This window comes from uncultured Eudoraea sp., from assembly GCF_947258925.1.
Taxonomy (GTDB): Bacteria; Bacteroidota; Bacteroidia; order Flavobacteriales; family Flavobacteriaceae; genus Eudoraea.
The window spans coordinates 41,266-58,609 of sequence record NZ_CAMYKG010000011.1 but is presented as its reverse complement, the minus strand read 5'-3'; the positions used below and the strand labels follow the sequence as shown (position 1 = coordinate 58,609).

Here is a 17,344-nt window from a genome sequence, read left to right as displayed (position 1 = left end):
GTGAATGCAGCAGATAATCAATTTTATCATAAGGTATAAAATTACACTGCTTTACCTGTTATTGCTGTTTATTTCCCTGGGCTTTACAATAGATTCCCATTCCTATCATAGATCGAAATACCTTAATTCGGCAAATCTCATTTCAGGTTCCATCTATAATGCCTCTGAAGGTATTACTCATTATTTTAAACTGGGGGAGGAAAACAAGAAATTGGTGGAAGAAAACCGACAGCTACGAAATTTACTATTCAATAAGGGTATGGATGATACCCTTGAATTAGACACTACTGCTATTGATTTCATCATAAGATCGGCTAAGGTCATTAAGAACAGCTACGCAAGTCCAAATAACTATTTAACTATTAATAAAGGTACCAATCATGGCATAAAGCAGGATATGGGTGTCATTACTGCCCAGGGAATTCTTGGTATTGTAGAGCATACTTCTAAGAAATATGCTTCCGTACAAAGTATCCTGAACATGAAATCCAATATAAATGCCAAAATTAAAAACACAAATTATTTTGGGTCTTTAATCTGGGATGGGCAAAGATATGATCAGGTAAAACTGGAAGATATTCCAAGATTGGTACCCCTCTTGGTCGGAGATACCATTGTAACAGGGGCTATGTCAAGTATTTTTCCTGAAAATATCCCCATTGGAACCATCAAAAAATTTAATCTGAATGAATCAAAGAGTTTTTACAGTATAGATGTCGAACTTTTTAATGATATGACCAATGTTAAAAATGCTTATATCATATATAACAAAAACAGACCGGAGATTCTTCAGCTGGAAGCGGAAATAGCAAATGACGAGTAATTATTATTTTATTAATTTCATTAGATTCACCTTACTCGTATTAGTTCAGGTGTTGGTATTTAACAGGTTGAATTTTTTTGGCTTTATCAATCCAATGCCCTATATTTTATTCCTATACTGGTATCCCATAAAGGAAAACAGGTCTGTTTTTATATTCATTGGTTTCCTATTGGGTTTGTGTATTGATTTTTTTTCAGACACCATGGCCTTACACGCTGCATCTACGGTCACTATTGCATATCTAAGGCCAACTATTATGCGTTTTGTTTTCGGCGTTAATTATGAATTTCAAAGTTTCAAATTATCTAACACTACCAGGGTACAACAAATTACTTTTTTGACGTTATTAATTATAGCGCACCATGTTATTTTCTTTGCACTGGAAAATTTCAGTTTTTCAAATTTGCTACTAATTTTGAAGAAAGTTATTTTTACAGGGATTGCCACACTAATACTGTGTCTTCTTTTTGGTTCACTTTTCAGTGTTAAGAAAGAATAAGCGACATTTTAGTGAGGTGTTGAAAGCTGATTTTCAATGAAAAAAATACTCTTATCGTCCATAATTGTCCTTATAGGTATAACCTTTATAGGGAGGCTCTCCTATTTGCAAATATTCAGTTTTTCGCCAGATCAGGTTTTGGAAGACCCTGCAATTAAGGCAATATATGATTATCCGGAGCGGGGCTATATTTATGATAGATACGGTAAACTATTGGTGGGGAATGATCCTGCCTATGATGTTATGGTAATTCCACGGGAAGTAAAGCCGCTCGACACACTTGAGTTCTGTAATCTCCTGGGAATTGAAAAAGACAGATTTATTGAAAAACTTAGAAAAGCAAGAATATATTCCCCGAGATTACCTTCTGTATTAGTACCTCAACTTTCCAAAGAAGATTATGCCATGCTTCAGGAGAAAATGAGAAAGTATGAAGGTTTTTATATTCAAAAAAGGTCTTTAAGGTATTACGATACTAAAGCCGCGGCAAATGTACTGGGATATATAAGGGAGGTCAATGAACGCGACTTAAGAAAAAACCCCTATTATGTACAGGGAGAACTCACCGGAGGCAGAGGTGTAGAGCAACAATATGAGGAAATATTAAGAGGAAGAAAAGGAGTACAATACATTCAGAAAGATAGATTTAACAGAGATATCGGACCTTATAAAGGGGGAATTCTGGATACTCTTCCGGAACAAGGAAAAGAAATTAGCCTTACCCTGGATAAAGAACTCCAGGAATATGGAGAATTATTAATGCACGGTAAAAGAGGGGGCATCGTTGCAATAGAACCATTATCGGGGGAAATATTGGCAATGATCTCCGGACCAACATATGACCCTGCATTATTAGTGGGACGTGAGCGTTCAAAAAACTATAGCAAGCTGCATTATGACACTATTGCAAAACCCTTGTTTGACAGATCCATTTCGGCTGAAGGGTCTCCCGGTTCTCCCTTTAAAATACTCAATGCACTGGTAGCTCTTCAAGAGGGTGCTATCCAACCTCGTACGACCTTCAGATGCTACAATGGATTTTATGTAGGAAGTACCAAAAGAGGCTGTCATTGCGGTGGAGGCATTAGAAATTTAAACAGCGGTATATACAAGTCATGTAATGCTTACTTTGCGGGTACATTCCGAAAAGTTTATGAACAATTTCCAACTACAGATGAAGGTCAGGATGTTTGGGAAAAACATATTAAGAGTTTTGGTCTTGGAGATTTTTTGGGGTATGATCTTCCAACCGGAAGACCGGGAAGAATCCCCGGTAAAGCCTATTATGACAAATGGTATGGAGATAATAGGTGGGCTTCATCTTATATTATTTCCAATGCAATAGGTCAGGGTGAAGTTGCAGTAACGCCTGTACAACTGGCAAACATGACAGCGGCCATCGCCAACAGGGGTTATTATTACACCCCCCATATCCTGAAGAAAATTGAAGGCGAGGATATAAGCATTCCGCAGTATGTACAACCCAAGTATACTACAATTGACAAAGAACATTTTGAACCCATCATAAAAGGCATGGCCGATGTGTACAAAAAAGGTACGGCAAGGTGGGTTCAGGTTCCGGGAATAGAAATTGCCGGTAAAACAGGTACTGTGGAAAATTTTACAAAAATAGACACCGTGCGTACACAACTTACAGATCATTCTGTATTTGTAGCCTTTGCCCCTGTGGAAAGTCCTAAAATTGCACTGGCTGTTTATATTGAAAATGGCTATTATGGCTCCAGGTATGCGGGTCACATAGCTTCTTTACTAATAGAAAAGTACCTGAAAAGGGAAATTACAAGAAAAGATTTGGAAAAAAGAATGCTCGAAAAAACTCTTGAACATGAATATGCCAAGCCATACAGCGGAGAAGAATTCAAGATAAATGAGTATGTCTGGTAGGAAAGTACTTAAACGAATTGATTGGCTTACGGTTTTGTTCTATCTCCTATTAGTTGGAATAGGCTGGGTAAACATTTACTCAAGTACCTTCTCGGAAAACAGTTCGTCTTTTTTTGATTTTAGTCAGTTGTATGGAAAACAACTGTTATTTATTGGGTTAAGCCTTATTAGTATAGTTATAGTTCTTACCCTGGAAGCCGGTTTCTACGAGCGTTTTTCAAGTATTCTTTACATAATTTCCATGGTTCTTCTTTTAGGTCTTTTTGTGTTTGGGAAGACCATAGCAGGAGCAACTTCATGGTATGACCTGGGGTTTTTCAATTTTCAGCCCTCGGAACTGGCCAAAGTGGCTACTGCCCTGGCACTTGCGAAATATTTAAGCGATATACAAACGGATATTAAAAAAGGGAAAGATCAATTATATGCATTTTTAATTATTTTAATTCCGGTATTTTTAATTATCCCACAGCCAGATCCGGGAAGTGCATTGGTGTTTTTCTCCCTGGTTTTTGTCCTTTTCAGGGAAGGGCTACCTCTTTACTACATGGGTTTAGCCGTCCTGGGCGTGTTAGTTTTTATTTTCACACTAATGTTTGGCACTATCTGGGTAGGCATAGGTTTAGCGTTAATAATTGCTCTTTTTTTACTATTGAAAAAAGCTTCCTTTAAAGTCCCGATTGCACCATTACTTGGTATTTTTGTGATCTCAATTGTTTTTTCCCTATCCGTTAATTTTGTATTCAACAATGTTTTTGAGCAACGTCACAGGGACAGATTTAGCCTTTGGCTTCGATTAGAAAAAGATCCGGATAAACTGGAACAAATCAGGAAGACCATTGGATACAATACCTACCAATCTGAAAAAGCTATCGAATCCGGAGGTTTTTTTGGTAAGGGTTTCCTGGAAGGCACCAGGACTAAGGGAGATTTTGTACCAGAGCAACATACGGATTATATTTTTACTACTGTGGGTGAAGAATGGGGGTTTTTGGGAACCTCCATAGTGATCGTTCTCTTTACCATGCTGCTTTTGAGATTGGTGTTTCTGGCAGAAAGACAAAAAAGTGATTTTAGCAGGATGTATGGTTATGGAGTGATCTCAATATTGTTGATTCATTACTTCATAAATATTGGGATGGTTATTGGTGTACTGCCCACTATAGGTATTCCGCTACCCTTCTTCAGTTATGGGGGATCGGGTCTCTTGGGTTTTACAGTACTTCTATTTATTTTTCTGAAATTGGATGCCAACAGATTAAATGAGTGGAGTTAGAAACTCCATGGCATTGTTACTATTTTTCCCTCTAATCGGGATTCCTCTTCTTCAGGCATTTCACTAAAAAAATCTATGCCACTAATTTCCTCTAAATCATCAACTGTAACCAAAAAATTTATAAGTGGCTCCCTCGTTTCCTTATGAGGAATTAGAAAAGCAAGAACATCTATTTCTGCTCCCTCCTTTTTGACTACTATCTTATAAAATTTTTTGGGTACAGCTACATCTTCTTCACCTATGGTAGGGAGACCCTTTTCCAAGACACCTCCTGTAATAACGTAAAGGTTTTTGTTCTTATATTGTCTACACCAACTTCTTATTTTTTTTTCTAATTCATTCCATATCCCGGAATTAAATTCATTCTTCTGAGGAGTTATATTACTGGTGTAAAACGTTTCATTATAGGCATAAATTGAAAATCTTCTGTCTCCGGCAGGACAAAGATGCCCTCTGTCATAACCGGAAGCTTTATAATTTCTCCAATCTGCAGATTTAGTGCTTACTTTAGGGTCTTCTATATAGTAAGGCCGTTCCCTGTTATCATAAGTAAGATGACTTTGATCTAAAGCGTAAGCTACCCATTCAGCCTGTTCGTAAGGCTCCATATAGGAAAGCATGAAATTACTATGAATCACAATTTCACCCGAGTTTGAAACAGGTAACAATTCTGCAGGTACCAGAGAAGTAGAATTTTTAGCTGTAGGATCAGAATATAAATCCGGAGTATAGAAATTTTCAAACACCCAAAACCCTATAATGCAGAGAATCATCAAGGTCGCATAAATAGTTCTGTTTCTTTTCCTTGAACTTCTTTTTACCATAGCTCAAATTTAGTTTAAATTCATTGAATTAAATTGCAACAGACTGTAAGTAAAGGGCAGTATATACGACAAAATATACTTATTTTACCTCATAATTAATCTTTTGAATTTAAGAAGAGGACTTACGTATAACTAATTACTTAAAAAGAAGAAAATGCTGACATGGAAAGACATTATAAGCTTTACGGTTAAAGGAAACCCTGTGCCGGAAAGGCGCGTGGAAAAAACAGAAAAGGAATGGCGTGATATACTTACTCCCGACCAGTTTCGAATTACTAGAAAAAAGGGTACAGAAGCACCTCATTCGGGAGCATTATGCAGCATTCACGATGCCGGTAAATATTCCTGTGTCTGTTGTGATAACCCATTATTTGATTCAACGATTAAATTTGAATCAGGAACCGGGTGGCCGAGTTTTACTCAGCCCATAACCGAAAATGCGATCAAATATGAAAAGGACGTTACATTTGGTATGGTAAGGGTTGAAGTCCTGTGCAATACCTGTGATGCACATTTGGGGCATGTTTTCCCCGATGGCCCTGAACCCAGTGGACTTAGATACTGCATCAACTCTGAGTCCATGAAAATTGAAAAGGAGGTGGCTGATGGAAAGTAAAAGTTTGGAATTGGCAACCCTGGGCGGAGGATGTTTTTGGTGTACTGAAGCTGTTTTTTTGGAGGTCAAAGGGGTAGAAAAAGTAATCTCCGGTTATTCCGGTGGCAATGCTCCGGGAAAGCCTACTTATAGGGAAATATGCTCAGGACGTACCGGTCACGCAGAGGTAATTCAAGTGAGCTTTGATCCCGGTGTTATTTCCTTTAGGGATATCTTGATCATTTTCATGACTACTCATGATCCTACTACCCTCAACAGGCAGGGTGCAGATATTGGAACACAGTACCGTTCTGTTATTTTTTACCATGACCTAAAGCAAAAGGAAGTGGCAGAAGAAGTTCTAAGTGAAATGTATTCCTATTATGAGGATGATGTAGTAACAGAATTGAGCCCTTTAAAAATATTTTATGAAGCCGAAGACTATCATCAGGACTATTATCGGAACAACAAAAGCCAGGGGTACTGCAATTTTGTAATTACTCCAAAATTGGCCAAATTGAGAAAAATGCATGCCGAAAAACTAAATTAAGCTTATTGGATAAGGAATTTAAATGGGGACAGGAACATATTTGACGTTCTTAAAAAAAAAGAGCTCAACTAAACAGTTGAGCTCCTTTTTAAACTTATATTAAGCAACTATTAGCCTTTAACACTCGCTAATTTTCCTTTTTTGATATTGTTGATCTTCAAATCCTGAAGTACATTTATTGCCTCTTCAACGTAAACATCTTTGGCAAGGTTATTATGCCAACGATCTCTTTTTTCTCTTAATATGGGATCCTTGGTGAAAAGTTCTTCTTCATATTTAAGAGATTCAAATGTCAAATGTGAGTCATAATCTGCGATGGTTTTAAAGTAAGTAGATTTTTCTTTAACTTTTTTCTCTTCCGTTTTATATATATCATAATTCAGAGAATAAACATTTTCATCCTGCTGTTCCTTAAGCCATTTGGCATTTTCCTCAATTAATGCAATCTGAGGATTCTCTGACATACGTTGAGTACTATTCTTAATAGTAGCTTCATAATCAATATAGCCCTCCCAGGGCTCATAATCTGCCGGTGATATCTTGTCCCAGTTTAGGGGATTGCGCTGATCCCTCTCACCAAGATCAATATAACTGTATTTATCCGGCACAATCACATCACTCTTAACACCTTCCAACTGTGTTGATCCCCCATTTATCCTATAAAATTTTTGGGTTGTTAATTTAATTGCACCCAGATCACCATGTTCATTACTTCTCACAATATTCTCTAACGGGATTATATTTTGAACTGTTCCTTTACCAAAAGTCTGCTTACTTCCTATAACAACAGCTCTTTTATAATCCTGCATGGCAGCCGCCAATATCTCAGAGGCTGAGGCAGAAAGCTCATTCACCAAAATGACAAGCGGGCCATCCCATTGAATTCGTTCATCTTTATCCTCATAAACATCTTTATCTTTCCCCGAAGAACGCACCTGTACAATAGGGCCATCTTTAATAAAAAGACCGGCCATTTCTATAACCGTTTTAAGCGATCCACCACCGTTATCTCTTAAATCAATTACCAAACCTTCAATGCCTTCTTTCTTTAAAAGTTCAACTTCCTTAGCCACATCAGTAGCTGCATTTCTCTCGGCATAATCATTAAAATCCACATAAAATTTAGGAAGATTGATAATCCCGTATTTATCATTTTCTTTGATAACCGTAGCGGATTTTGCATAACTCTCTTCAAGTTCAACAACATCTCTGGTAATGGAAATCACTTCAATGCTGCCATCTACCTTCCTGACAGTTAAATCAACTATTGTCCCTTTAGGGCCTTTAATAAGTTTTATGGCATCCTCTAGTCGCATCCCTACAATATTCACAGGTGTCTCCCCTTCCTGACCAACTTTTAATATTTCATCACCAACTTCCAGTTGCTGATCTCTCCAGACAGGTCCCCCTGAAATAATTTCTACAATTTTAGCACCCTCAGGTTTTTTCTGCAATTTTGCACCAATCCCTTCAAACTTGCCAGACATCCCTATATCAAATGCATCTTTAGCTTCAGGAGCGAAATAAAGGGTGTGAGGGTCAAACTCATCAACTATTGTATTGATATAGTATACAAACCAATCTTCTCGTTTTAGATCATCCACAAAGTCGAAATATTCATCCAGGGTCTTTTTTGTCGATTCTCTGGCCTCCAATTCCAATTGGGATACCGGGACCTTCTTATACTCCGAATTCTCCTTCTTTTTCTGATCCTGTTCCTTGAACTTTGAATCGTAGGAGCCAATCGTAGCATATTTTAATTGTTTTCTCCAACGCTCTTTAAGTTCATTCCTCGAATCTGCAAATTCCTGACCCTTGTAATCGATATTAATGGTTTCCTCAATAGAATAGTCGAAAGGATCACTTAAAACCTCTTTATATAGTGATTTTACATCTTCCATTCGTTTCATGAATCTCGTGTATACCAGATTAAAGAAAGATATATCTGTGTTTCTTATCTGGTCATCTATCTGGAATTTATATTTTTCAAATTCCAGGATATCCTCCTCCAAAAAGTACCTTTTCGTTGGATCAATTACATCAATGAAATCATTAAAAACACTTACGGAAAAATCATCATTTATTTCCTTTGGTTCATAGTGAGCGCGATCCAGAATATAGGTAATAAGATCTAAGAGTAATTTATCCTTATCATCATTTTCAAATGATTTATTGGTAAAGCTGCAAGATGCCACAGCGATAAGCAAGACCAAAAATCCTAGAATGAAATTCTTTTTCATGTAAATTTTTTTAGGTGGGTTTATAAATAAACCACTTAATATTCAATTTAAACAATAGTATAAAACATGGCTACGCCATCGAATTTACTAAGATACTGAAAAAACCATGCCACTTTGTAAGCTTACAGGATTAATTTTTTGTTAAACACAACAACTAATTACCTCCAATAAAGCTTAATAATCAACTAATTGAACTTGGTTTTTCGATAAAAAGGAACAATTTTCACAAACATTTAGGCACCATTGTTTTTACACAGACCTATTGTTTGTAAGCCATAATCACATATTAAAAACGTATTTTTACTGCAGAAAGTATACGGTATGCATAAACCACTGATTTTAGTTACTAATGACGATGGAATAACGGCGCCCGGCTTAAGGGCTTTGATCCGTTATATGAAGACATTGGGAGAGGTTGTGGTTGTTGCACCGGATAGTCCGCAATCAGGAATGGGACATGCCATAACTCTGGATAATACACTATACTCAAAGAAAGTTACTATCGATCTTGAAAACGGAGGTCATGAAGAATACAGTTGTAGTGGAACTCCTGCCGACTGTGTGAAACTTGCATTGCAGGAGTTACTGGGAAGAAAACCGGATCTATGTGTCAGTGGCATAAATCACGGCTCTAATTCTTCTATTAATGTAATCTATTCCGGCACAATGAGTGCCGCAATCGAGGCGGGTATTGAAGGCATCCCGGCAATTGGTTTTTCGCTATGCGATTATTCATGGCATGCAGATTTTAAGGCCTCTGAACTAGCGGTGAAGAAAATTGCTCATGAAGCCATTATCAATGGAATCCCAAAAGGAGTAGTGCTTAATGTTAATATTCCCAAAACTAACGGAGAGCCTCCAAAAGGTATCAAAGTATGTCGCCAGGCAAGAGCCAACTGGAAAGAGAAATTTGATAAAAGAACGAATCCAATGGGCAAAGATTACTATTGGCTAACAGGGGAATTTGAATTACTGGACAAAGGTGAAGACACGGATGAATGGGCCTTGAGCAAAGGTTTCGTCTCGGTTGTTCCTACACAATTTGATTTAACTGCACATCATGTCATTCAAGATATAAACAGCTGGTCATTAAATGAATAATAAGAAGGAAATAGCAATTGGTTTCGCAGTAGGAATAATTGCAAATATCACAGGTACACTTTTGTATATTCTTTTGTTTTCAGATTTTGGAATCATGGAAACTATTGATGCGGCGGTGAAACAGGGTCATATTGGAAGTTTACTCGCTTTGGGGGCAATATTGAACCTGATTGCCTTTTTTGGATTTCTTAAATTAAGAAGAGACCAAAGAGCTAAGGGAGTATTAATTGCAACCTTGTTAACAGCCATGATTATTTTATATTATAAGATTTTCTAGAATGAAATATTATATTATCGCCGGAGAAGCCTCGGGGGATCTGCATGGTTCAAATCTTATTAAAGCAATTTTTGCTAAAGATACTAATGCCCAAATTCGATGCTGGGGTGGAGACCAAATGGAGAAAGCAGGCGGGACACTTGTAAAGCACTACAAAGAAATGGCATTTATGGGTTTTTTGGAGGTAATTGCCAACCTCAATACCATATTTAAAAATATTAAATTCTGTAAAAAAGACATTGAGTCTTATAATCCGGATGTCATTATTTTTATTGATTATTCGGGATTTAATTTGAGAATAGCCAGCTGGGCCAGGAAAAACGGCTATCGTACAAATTACTATATTTCACCGCAAATATGGGCTTCCAGAGAGGGTCGTATAAAAAATATTAAAAGAGATATAGATGCCATGTACGTTATCCTGCCTTTTGAAAAAGAGTTCTATGAAAAGAAACACAATTATCCCGTACATTTTGTAGGACATCCCCTGATAGACGCAATTGATCAAATTGCATTCAGCCCTGAGGAGGAGTTTAGGAATGCGCATAGTCTGGATAGCAAAAAACCTATTATCGCACTCCTTCCGGGAAGTCGAAAACAGGAGGTTCAACAAATGCTTGACCAGATGTTAAGGCTTATACCTTTATTTTCGGAATATCAATTTGTTATAGCCGGGGCCCCAAGCCTTGATCTGGATTTCTATGCTCCATTCTTAAAGAATTATCCGGTAAAACTAATTCCTAACAAAACCTACGAACTATTAAGTCATTCGTATGCTGCACTCGTAACCAGTGGTACTGCCACGCTAGAAACAGCATTATTAAAAGTACCCCAGGTAGTCTGTTATAAGGGCAATTGGATCTCTTATCAAATAGCCAAACGAATAATAACTTTGGATTACATATCCCTGGTAAATCTGATTATGGGAAAAGAAGTGGTAAAGGAATTAATTCAAGGAGATTTGACTACCAAAAACCTAAAAAAGGAGTTATCCAAAATCTTAGATGGGCCTGCACGTGAGGCACAGCTTAAGGCTTATCAGGAGTTGGAAATAAAGCTCGGTGGGAAAGGAGCAAGTGAACATGCCGCTGGACTTATTATAGAAAATGTTTAAATTTGATTCCCAGAAGATCTTTATTATTCCAGGATGAACCGAAAAATTATTGCTTTTTTTATAGGCATACTCCTTACAGGCTGTGGCGTTGTCAAAAAGAAAACTACTTATGGCAAGCAACGCAGCATTACTGTGGAAGCATCTGAAAAAGACAGTATTCCTTCAACTGAAAAGAATACTGAAATTTTAAAAAATGTAGTTAGCCCGGAAAAAGCCGATTTAGTTGTCAATACCGCCATGGGCTATACGGGAGTCCGTTATAAGTATGGAGGCACAACAAAAAAAGGTATGGATTGTTCAGGTCTCCTCTACGTTTCTTTTGGTGATAATAATATTCCATTGCCCAGGGTGTCCTATAAAATGGCAGATAAAGGAAAAAAAATTAAACTAAACAAGGTTACCAAGGGGGATCTGTTATTTTTCAAAACCACTAAGAAAGGAAAAAGAATCAATCATGTGGGACTTGTAGTCACAGTAGAAGGTCGTGACATTAAGTTTATACATTCCACGTCCTCAAGGGGGGTTATTGTGTCTTCTCTACAAGAAGGCTTCTGGAACTATTCATTTGTAAAGGCCACCAGAATTCTATAATCAACAACCTGAAACGCCAACTACTTTAATTTTCTTAATTATTAAATTTATTTGAAACGCCTGAATATATAATTCAGTTACCAGAAGTACTTTAATAGTTCGCAAATAATACTTCATACGCTATGAAAGTATTGGACTATGTTCCGGTTAAACTTACGCTGTTTTTAGTACTGGGAATTCTTATAGAGTTTTATACAAACATTCCCCTTTTTATAGTGGCAGGAATTGCCTTTGTCCTTTTTATTTTACTTACGATATCATGGCTAAAGAAAAATGTCCTTGAAAATCGTTCGTTTGGTATCCTGACTGCCTTTCTCGTAATTGCAATTGGCATGTTAGCTACGGCACTTTCTTTGCCTGATAATAATTCCAGTCATTACACTAATTTCAGTCTTGAGAAAGAGCAATATATCCTACTGAAAGTCCGGAATGTTCTAAAGCCTACTAATTATAATGATCGCTTTATAGCCGATATCACTGAGATCGACGGGGTACCTGCCCAGGGTAAAGTTCTTCTTATTACCAAAAAGGATTCCCTCAGTTATAAATTCAAAGTGGATGATGAGTTCTACACCTTAAATATACCGGTAGGAATTAAGCAACCACTAAATCCTCATGAGTTTGACTATGCAAGGTATATGAAAAATTTGGGTGTAGTCCACCAAATTAAAGTAGACCATTGGAACTATACAGTTAAAAAAGAAGCATCCATTTCATTATTAGGATTAAGTGATGCCTTTAGGCAAAAAATCATATCACGTTTGCTGAAGGCAAATTTTGGACAAAACGAATTGGGTGTTATCCAGGCATTGCTTTTAGGACAGCGCAATGAAATTAATGAGCAGGTTTATACCAATTATAAGAACGCCGGAGCTGTTCATATCCTTGCAGTCTCCGGCCTGCATATTGGAATTGTACTGCTATTATGTCAATATTTACTGCAACCACTGGAAAGGCTGCCAAAGGGAAAGACCATTGTATTACTACTTACTGTAATTCTTTTATGGGCTTATGCATTGCTGGCCGGATTATCTCCTTCCGTAATTAGAGCGGTGACCATGTTTTCTTTTGTGGCTTACGCAATGTCCCTGAAACGGCCTACAAGTACATTCAACATTCTTGCATTATCCATGTTTTTCCTTTTACTGGTGTATAACCCAATGCTCCTGTTTCAGGTAGGATTTCAACTAAGCTATGCCGCTGTATTCGGGATTTTCTGGATATATCCAAAACTACAGCGTTTTTGGAACCCGAAAACTTTAATCCTCAAAAAAACCTGGCAATTGTTATCAGTATCCATTGCAGCTCAAATTGGGGTTTTACCAATTAGTCTTTACTATTTTCATCAGTTTCCGGCATTATTCTTTATCTCTAATCTCCTTATAGTTCCCTTTTTAGGTTTGATTTTGGGAATGGGTTTTCTGATCATAATCCTATCATTAGCTAATTTGCTTCCGGATGAGCTATCCTCAATTTACAACAGGCTCATACATCTTATTAACCGATTAATAGAATGGGTAGCACAACAGGAGTCCTTTATTATAAGAGATATTACTTTTGACATGTTCCAGGTTATACTTTCTTATCTTCTGATATTTGCTTTGGTAAGCAGCCTTAACCGGAGAAAATTCACAAATATCCTGGCTACGGCAGTCTGCATAATTACAATGCAAATAGGACTTATTACATCAATTTCAGGAAAAGGCAAGGAACATAAAATTATGGTTTTGCATAAAACGGGAACCTCGGCTATTCTATACAGGAGGGGTCTTGCTTTAGACGTCTATAGTTCGGATTCCAGTAAAGTAACAAACCTGGTCAAAAATTTTGTAATAAAGGAGAAGATTAAGAAACTAAATTATAAAACCCTTAAGAACAGCTATCAGCTCAAGCAGCAATATTTATATGTTCTAAATAGACCTGAAGTTCATGGCTACAATCTGCCCAAAATTGAATACTTATTGATAGGAAACTCCCCAAAAATAAATCTCAACCGATTCCTTGATTCCATTGAAACCAAAAGTGTTATTGCAGATGGCAGCAATTATTTTGCAGATATACGGCGATGGCAAGAAACCTGCGCAGAAAGAAAGCTTCCATTTTATTATACTGGTGAAAATGGAGCATTTATAATGGACCTAGAATAATCATCGCACTCCGTGCATAAGTTTCTTTAGGAATGGGTTTAGCACAATGGAAATCAAGCCAAAAGCAATAGGTACCAAGGTAAACATCAAGAAAAAGACACTTAGCGAATACTGTTCGGAGATTTTATCAATCATCCCTCCCATAGTTCCGGCAGTTTTCTGTCCAATAGCAATAGCCAGGTACCAGATACCAAACATAAACCCAATCATCCTTGCCGGTACAAGTTTACTTAAATAAGATAACCCTACTGGTGATAAACACAATTCTCCCATAGTGTGCAACAAATAGGCAAGCACAAGAAAAATCATACTTACAGAAGCCGTTTTTGAACCTTGTGTAATGCCTGCGGAGCCATAAGACAATATCGCAAACCCCAATCCTAAGAGTATTAATCCCAAACCGTATTTCATAGCTGCACTTGGATTATATTTGCTTTCCCACCACCTGGAAAATAATGGTGCTAAGGTGATGATAAAAAAGGAATTCAATATCCCAAACCAGGAGGCATCTATCTGATTTCCCTCCTGGGAAAATTTATCTATCAACCTATAAATAACCAAAGTCCATATCCCTACAAATGCCAATCCCAATACAATATTCGATAATCCTATCTTGGAATATGTCTTTTTAAAGAGCAGATATAAAACCCAGGTAATTATGATCAATGGTACCGTTGTCAGCAAGGCATCAACGACTTTAAAAATCATAGCAGACGAGCCTAACAAATTCCTGTTGGTATAATCCCTTGCAAACAGCGTCATGGAACCCAGAGCCTGTTCAAAAGCCGCAAAGAATATTACTGTAAAAATCCCAAAGAAAACGACAGCAATAATCCTGTCCCTAACAAGAGGAATATATCTTGATATCCTGGAAACCAGAAGTATAAGGAACAAAATCAATGCAACTAGCACAATAAAATTTGAACCGGAGAGACCCCCAACCTCGAAAGGCACTAAACTATTCCCACTTACCTTCTCAATAGGGTCATTAAAAAGGTAAAGCAAACCACCAAAGGCCGATAATCCTATAAGAATATAATCGAAAGTGGTAAAGGGGTTTAATTTTTCTGCTACCTGTGCTTCTTCATTAGATTCAGAGTCCTGGTCAGTACTTTTTTGAGGCACTTCGGAATCACTTACTTTATCTGGTCTCCCCCCTACACTCCCAAATAAATTTTTTGCCAGTAAAAATTGCATCATTCCAAGGAACATAAAAATACCTGCCAGTCCGAAACCCCATGACCATCCAAAGTTCTCAGCCAGGTACCCACAGAGCATCATCCCGAAAAATGCACCGGCGTTTACCCCCATATAAAAAATGGTGTATGCGCCATCTTTTTTAGATTCCTTGCCTTTATACATTTCAGAAATAATAGAAGTAATGTTAGGTTTAAAAAAACCGGTTCCTATTACCAGGAAGGCAAGACCCAAATAAAATGTTGTGGTTGTTTCAAATGCCATGAATGCATGTCCCAAGGTCATTATCGCACACCCTATCACAACAGCTAAACGATATCCGGTAATTTTGTCAGCGATATAGCCGCCAATTATTGGTGTCAAATAAAGCAAAGAAGCATATGTACCTATTAATGCCAGGGCATGTTCCCGTGGCCAATCCCAGCCAGGATTATCGCTTACCAAAGGTGCAGTAAGAAATAGGATTAACAGAATACGCATTCCATAAAATGAAAAACGTTCCCACATTTCGGTAAAAAACAGGACTATTAAGCCTGCAGGGTGGCCCAGCACCCGATCTTTAAAAAGATTTTCAATGTCAGTATTCATTGGTTTTGGTTTGTTTTATCAGGTACTGGTATTAAGACCGGCTGTATGCTATTCATCGGCCAGCTCAAAGCCTTCAGTTTCATCTTTGGTTTGCTCTGGTCGTAAATCTTCCGCCTTATGTGTAAGCCGCTTTAATGGTTTTAAAAGAGCTATAACCAAAAGACCAAAAATGACACAGAAAATAGTTATTCCTGCGAAGATGTTAAGTTCTCCGGCTTCTGAAGCCGATTCACCTATGAGTCCGGCAACTTTATTACCTAATCCTGTAGCGGCAAAATAAACACCCATCATCAAGGCTCCATAACGCACTGGAGCTAATTTGGTTATAAATGAAAGTGCGACCGGAGAAGCACATAATTCGCCAATAGTATGGAAAAGATAAGCAAGTGCTAACCAATAAAGGGCAGACTTGCCAAGGGTTTCATACTGCATCGAAGCAAATACCATGAAAACAAATCCCAGACCCATAATGATCACACCATTAGCCATTTTGAAAAGGGATGAAGCTTCTTTGCCCCTATGTTTCCACCACATCCAAAAATTAGCAACCGGTACGGCAAAAACAATGATATAAAACGGATTGAAAAATTGAAAAGCCGCCGCCGGAATTTCATAGCCAAATAGGAACCTGTCTGTTCTGTTTTCCGCATACAAATTCATGAGCCCACCTGCTTGTTCAAATGCTCCCCAAAAAACAATTACAATTATAAAAGAGAGCAATAAAACAAGGTAACGATCTTTTTCTACCTTAGACCTCAGATCCCCATATATTGTGATCATCATACCGACAACCAATGACAGAAAAATAAAAAATATGATGTAAGCCAGCTTTTGTTGCTCTATATAATACCAGGCCACCAGTGAAGAGAGTACCGCCAATAAAAGAGTTGTTGCCAGTGGTGTTTTAGTACTAAATTGTTTAACAAAGATGTCTTTAATAGATACATCGTCGCTGCTTTGCTTTTTCTTTTCGGGTTTATTACCAACCGCAACGAGATATTTCTGTCCGGACAAATAGACCACTTGTCCAAGGACCATACCAATTGCAGCCAATCCAAAACCGGCATGCCATCCGTAGGTGTCTGCTACAACGGCAACAATCAATGCTGCTAGAGCAGCGCCCGTATTAATTCCAATGTAGAAAATTGAAAATCCCTTATCCCGGCGTTCATCACCCTCCTTGTAGAGACCCCCAACCAAGGTGGAAATATTGGGTTTTAACATCCCAACACCGGCAATAATTAGGCCCAAGCCCAGGTAAAATGCCCACATTTCCTCAACGGAGAGTATCCCGTGTCCGGCTACCAGTAAAAACCCACCAATCATTACCGATTTCTTCTGGCCAATAATCTTGTCTGCAATAATACCACCCGGGATTGAAGCTACATAGACCAACATAGTATACCATCCATACAGGGAAAGAGCCTCGGCATCCAACCATCCAAGTCCGGGATTATCACCCATGGTTTTGGCAGTTAAGTATAAGACCAATATTCCTCGCATTCCGTAATACGAAAAACGCTCCCACATTTCAGTTAAAAACAGAATATACAGGCCAACGGGATGGCCAAATAACTCTCTTTCATGTACTGGTTTTACAATATTTGACATAATTTTTTG

The 17,344-nt window shown here is 37.8% G+C and carries 14 protein-coding genes; 10 read left to right on the top strand and 4 right to left on the bottom strand.

Going from position 1 to position 17,344, the window contains the following annotated elements:
• The first annotated feature begins 4 nt into the window (after positions 1-4).
• The 3 genes from mreC (at position 5) to rodA (ending at position 4,500) form a co-directional block, all read left to right on the top strand.
• On the top strand, positions 5-823 hold the full coding sequence (mreC, locus tag Q0X77_RS05355; RefSeq protein ID WP_297794143.1) for a rod shape-determining protein MreC: 819 nt from the start codon (positions 5-7) through the stop codon (positions 821-823).
• Positions 824-1,358: 535 nt separating this feature from the next.
• Positions 1,359-3,227, top strand: a complete 1,869-nt coding sequence (locus tag Q0X77_RS05345) for a penicillin-binding protein 2 (RefSeq protein ID WP_297794137.1) — start codon at positions 1,359-1,361, stop codon at positions 3,225-3,227.
• Positions 3,217-4,500 carry a rod shape-determining protein RodA gene (gene rodA / locus Q0X77_RS05340; RefSeq protein ID WP_297794134.1) on the top strand — a complete coding sequence of 428 codons (1,284 nt, stop codon included), beginning with the start codon at positions 3,217-3,219 and terminating at the stop codon, positions 4,498-4,500. Before Q0X77_RS05345 ends, rodA begins: the two co-directional genes overlap by 11 nt.
• Here rodA and Q0X77_RS05335 read toward each other — a convergent pair.
• Positions 4,497-5,324, bottom strand: coding sequence for a DNA/RNA non-specific endonuclease (locus Q0X77_RS05335; protein WP_297794132.1), 828 nt, complete (start codon positions 5,322-5,324; stop codon positions 4,497-4,499). The two genes, rodA and Q0X77_RS05335, sit on opposite strands and share 4 nt — an antisense overlap.
• A gap of 154 nt (positions 5,325-5,478) precedes the next feature.
• Between Q0X77_RS05335 and msrB the strand changes: the two genes are divergently transcribed.
• Together msrB and msrA are read left to right on the top strand one after the other, a co-directional pair.
• Positions 5,479-5,940 (top strand): peptide-methionine (R)-S-oxide reductase MsrB, encoded by a 462-nt coding sequence (gene msrB, locus Q0X77_RS05330; protein ID WP_297794129.1) that lies wholly within the window; start codon positions 5,479-5,481, stop codon positions 5,938-5,940.
• The gene (gene msrA, locus Q0X77_RS05325; RefSeq protein WP_297794124.1) at positions 5,930-6,469 is read left to right on the top strand and encodes a peptide-methionine (S)-S-oxide reductase MsrA; all 540 of its coding nucleotides are present in this window, start codon (positions 5,930-5,932) and stop codon (positions 6,467-6,469) included. Before msrB ends, msrA begins: the two co-directional genes overlap by 11 nt.
• A gap of 110 nt (positions 6,470-6,579) precedes the next feature.
• On the opposite strand, the gene Q0X77_RS05320 is transcribed toward msrA, so the two are convergent.
• Entirely contained in the window at positions 6,580-8,709 is a 2,130-nt protein-coding gene (locus Q0X77_RS05320; RefSeq protein ID WP_297794121.1) for a carboxy terminal-processing peptidase, read from the bottom strand.
• Positions 8,710-9,030: 321 nt separating this feature from the next.
• On the opposite strand from Q0X77_RS05320, the gene surE reads away from it, so the two are divergent.
• The 5 genes from surE (at position 9,031) to Q0X77_RS05295 (ending at position 13,939) form a co-directional block, all read left to right on the top strand.
• Positions 9,031-9,810 (top strand): 5'/3'-nucleotidase SurE, encoded by a 780-nt coding sequence (gene surE, locus Q0X77_RS05315; RefSeq protein ID WP_297794118.1) that lies wholly within the window; start codon positions 9,031-9,033, stop codon positions 9,808-9,810.
• Positions 9,803-10,087 (top strand): hypothetical protein, encoded by a 285-nt coding sequence (locus Q0X77_RS05310; RefSeq protein WP_297794115.1) that lies wholly within the window; start codon positions 9,803-9,805, stop codon positions 10,085-10,087. The genes surE and Q0X77_RS05310 overlap by 8 nt, the downstream gene beginning before the upstream one ends.
• A gap of 1 nt (position 10,088) precedes the next feature.
• On the top strand, positions 10,089-11,201 hold the full coding sequence (lpxB, locus tag Q0X77_RS05305; RefSeq protein WP_297794113.1) for a lipid-A-disaccharide synthase: 1,113 nt from the start codon (positions 10,089-10,091) through the stop codon (positions 11,199-11,201).
• 33 nt (positions 11,202-11,234) lie between these two features.
• Positions 11,235-11,792, top strand: a complete 558-nt coding sequence (locus tag Q0X77_RS05300; protein WP_297794110.1) for a C40 family peptidase — start codon at positions 11,235-11,237, stop codon at positions 11,790-11,792.
• A gap of 122 nt (positions 11,793-11,914) precedes the next feature.
• Complete coding sequence (locus Q0X77_RS05295) at positions 11,915-13,939, top strand: ComEC/Rec2 family competence protein (RefSeq protein ID WP_297794108.1); 2,025 nt, start codon at positions 11,915-11,917, stop codon at positions 13,937-13,939.
• Here Q0X77_RS05295 and Q0X77_RS05290 read toward each other — a convergent pair whose 3' ends face one another.
• Both Q0X77_RS05290 and Q0X77_RS05285 read right to left on the bottom strand, forming a co-directional pair.
• Positions 13,940-15,724, bottom strand: coding sequence for a peptide MFS transporter (locus Q0X77_RS05290; RefSeq protein WP_297794105.1), 1,785 nt, complete (start codon positions 15,722-15,724; stop codon positions 13,940-13,942).
• Between the two features lie 48 nt (positions 15,725-15,772).
• Positions 15,773-17,335 carry a peptide MFS transporter gene (locus Q0X77_RS05285; RefSeq protein ID WP_297794102.1) on the bottom strand — a complete coding sequence of 521 codons (1,563 nt, stop codon included), beginning with the start codon at positions 17,333-17,335 and terminating at the stop codon, positions 15,773-15,775.
• Positions 17,336-17,344: the final 9 nt, after the last annotated feature.

What these genes read in the sequence shown, in the direction of transcription:
- Q0X77_RS05345 (WP_297794137.1), top strand. Translation starts at nt 1,359, where the DNA reads ATGAAAAAAATACTCTTATCGTCCATAATTGTCCTTATAGGTATAACC.
- Q0X77_RS05300 (WP_297794110.1), top strand. Translation starts at nt 11,235, where the DNA reads ATGAACCGAAAAATTATTGCTTTTTTTATAGGCATACTCCTTACAGGC.
- Q0X77_RS05285 (WP_297794102.1), bottom strand. Translation starts at nt 17,335, where the DNA reads ATGTCAAATATTGTAAAACCAGTACATGAAAGAGAGTTATTTGGCCAT.
- Q0X77_RS05320 (WP_297794121.1), bottom strand. Translation starts at nt 8,709, where the DNA reads ATGAAAAAGAATTTCATTCTAGGATTTTTGGTCTTGCTTATCGCTGTG.
- msrB (WP_297794129.1), top strand. Translation starts at nt 5,479, where the DNA reads ATGCTGACATGGAAAGACATTATAAGCTTTACGGTTAAAGGAAACCCT.
- Q0X77_RS05335 (WP_297794132.1), bottom strand. Translation starts at nt 5,324, where the DNA reads ATGGTAAAAAGAAGTTCAAGGAAAAGAAACAGAACTATTTATGCGACC.
- lpxB (WP_297794113.1), top strand. Translation starts at nt 10,089, where the DNA reads ATGAAATATTATATTATCGCCGGAGAAGCCTCGGGGGATCTGCATGGT.
- mreC (WP_297794143.1), top strand. Translation starts at nt 5, where the DNA reads ATGCAGCAGATAATCAATTTTATCATAAGGTATAAAATTACACTGCTT.
- msrA (WP_297794124.1), top strand. Translation starts at nt 5,930, where the DNA reads ATGGAAAGTAAAAGTTTGGAATTGGCAACCCTGGGCGGAGGATGTTTT.
- rodA (WP_297794134.1), top strand. Translation starts at nt 3,217, where the DNA reads ATGTCTGGTAGGAAAGTACTTAAACGAATTGATTGGCTTACGGTTTTG.
- Q0X77_RS05295 (WP_297794108.1), top strand. Translation starts at nt 11,915, where the DNA reads ATGAAAGTATTGGACTATGTTCCGGTTAAACTTACGCTGTTTTTAGTA.
- Q0X77_RS05310 (WP_297794115.1), top strand. Translation starts at nt 9,803, where the DNA reads ATGAATAATAAGAAGGAAATAGCAATTGGTTTCGCAGTAGGAATAATT.
- Q0X77_RS05290 (WP_297794105.1), bottom strand. Translation starts at nt 15,724, where the DNA reads ATGAATACTGACATTGAAAATCTTTTTAAAGATCGGGTGCTGGGCCAC.
- surE (WP_297794118.1), top strand. Translation starts at nt 9,031, where the DNA reads ATGCATAAACCACTGATTTTAGTTACTAATGACGATGGAATAACGGCG.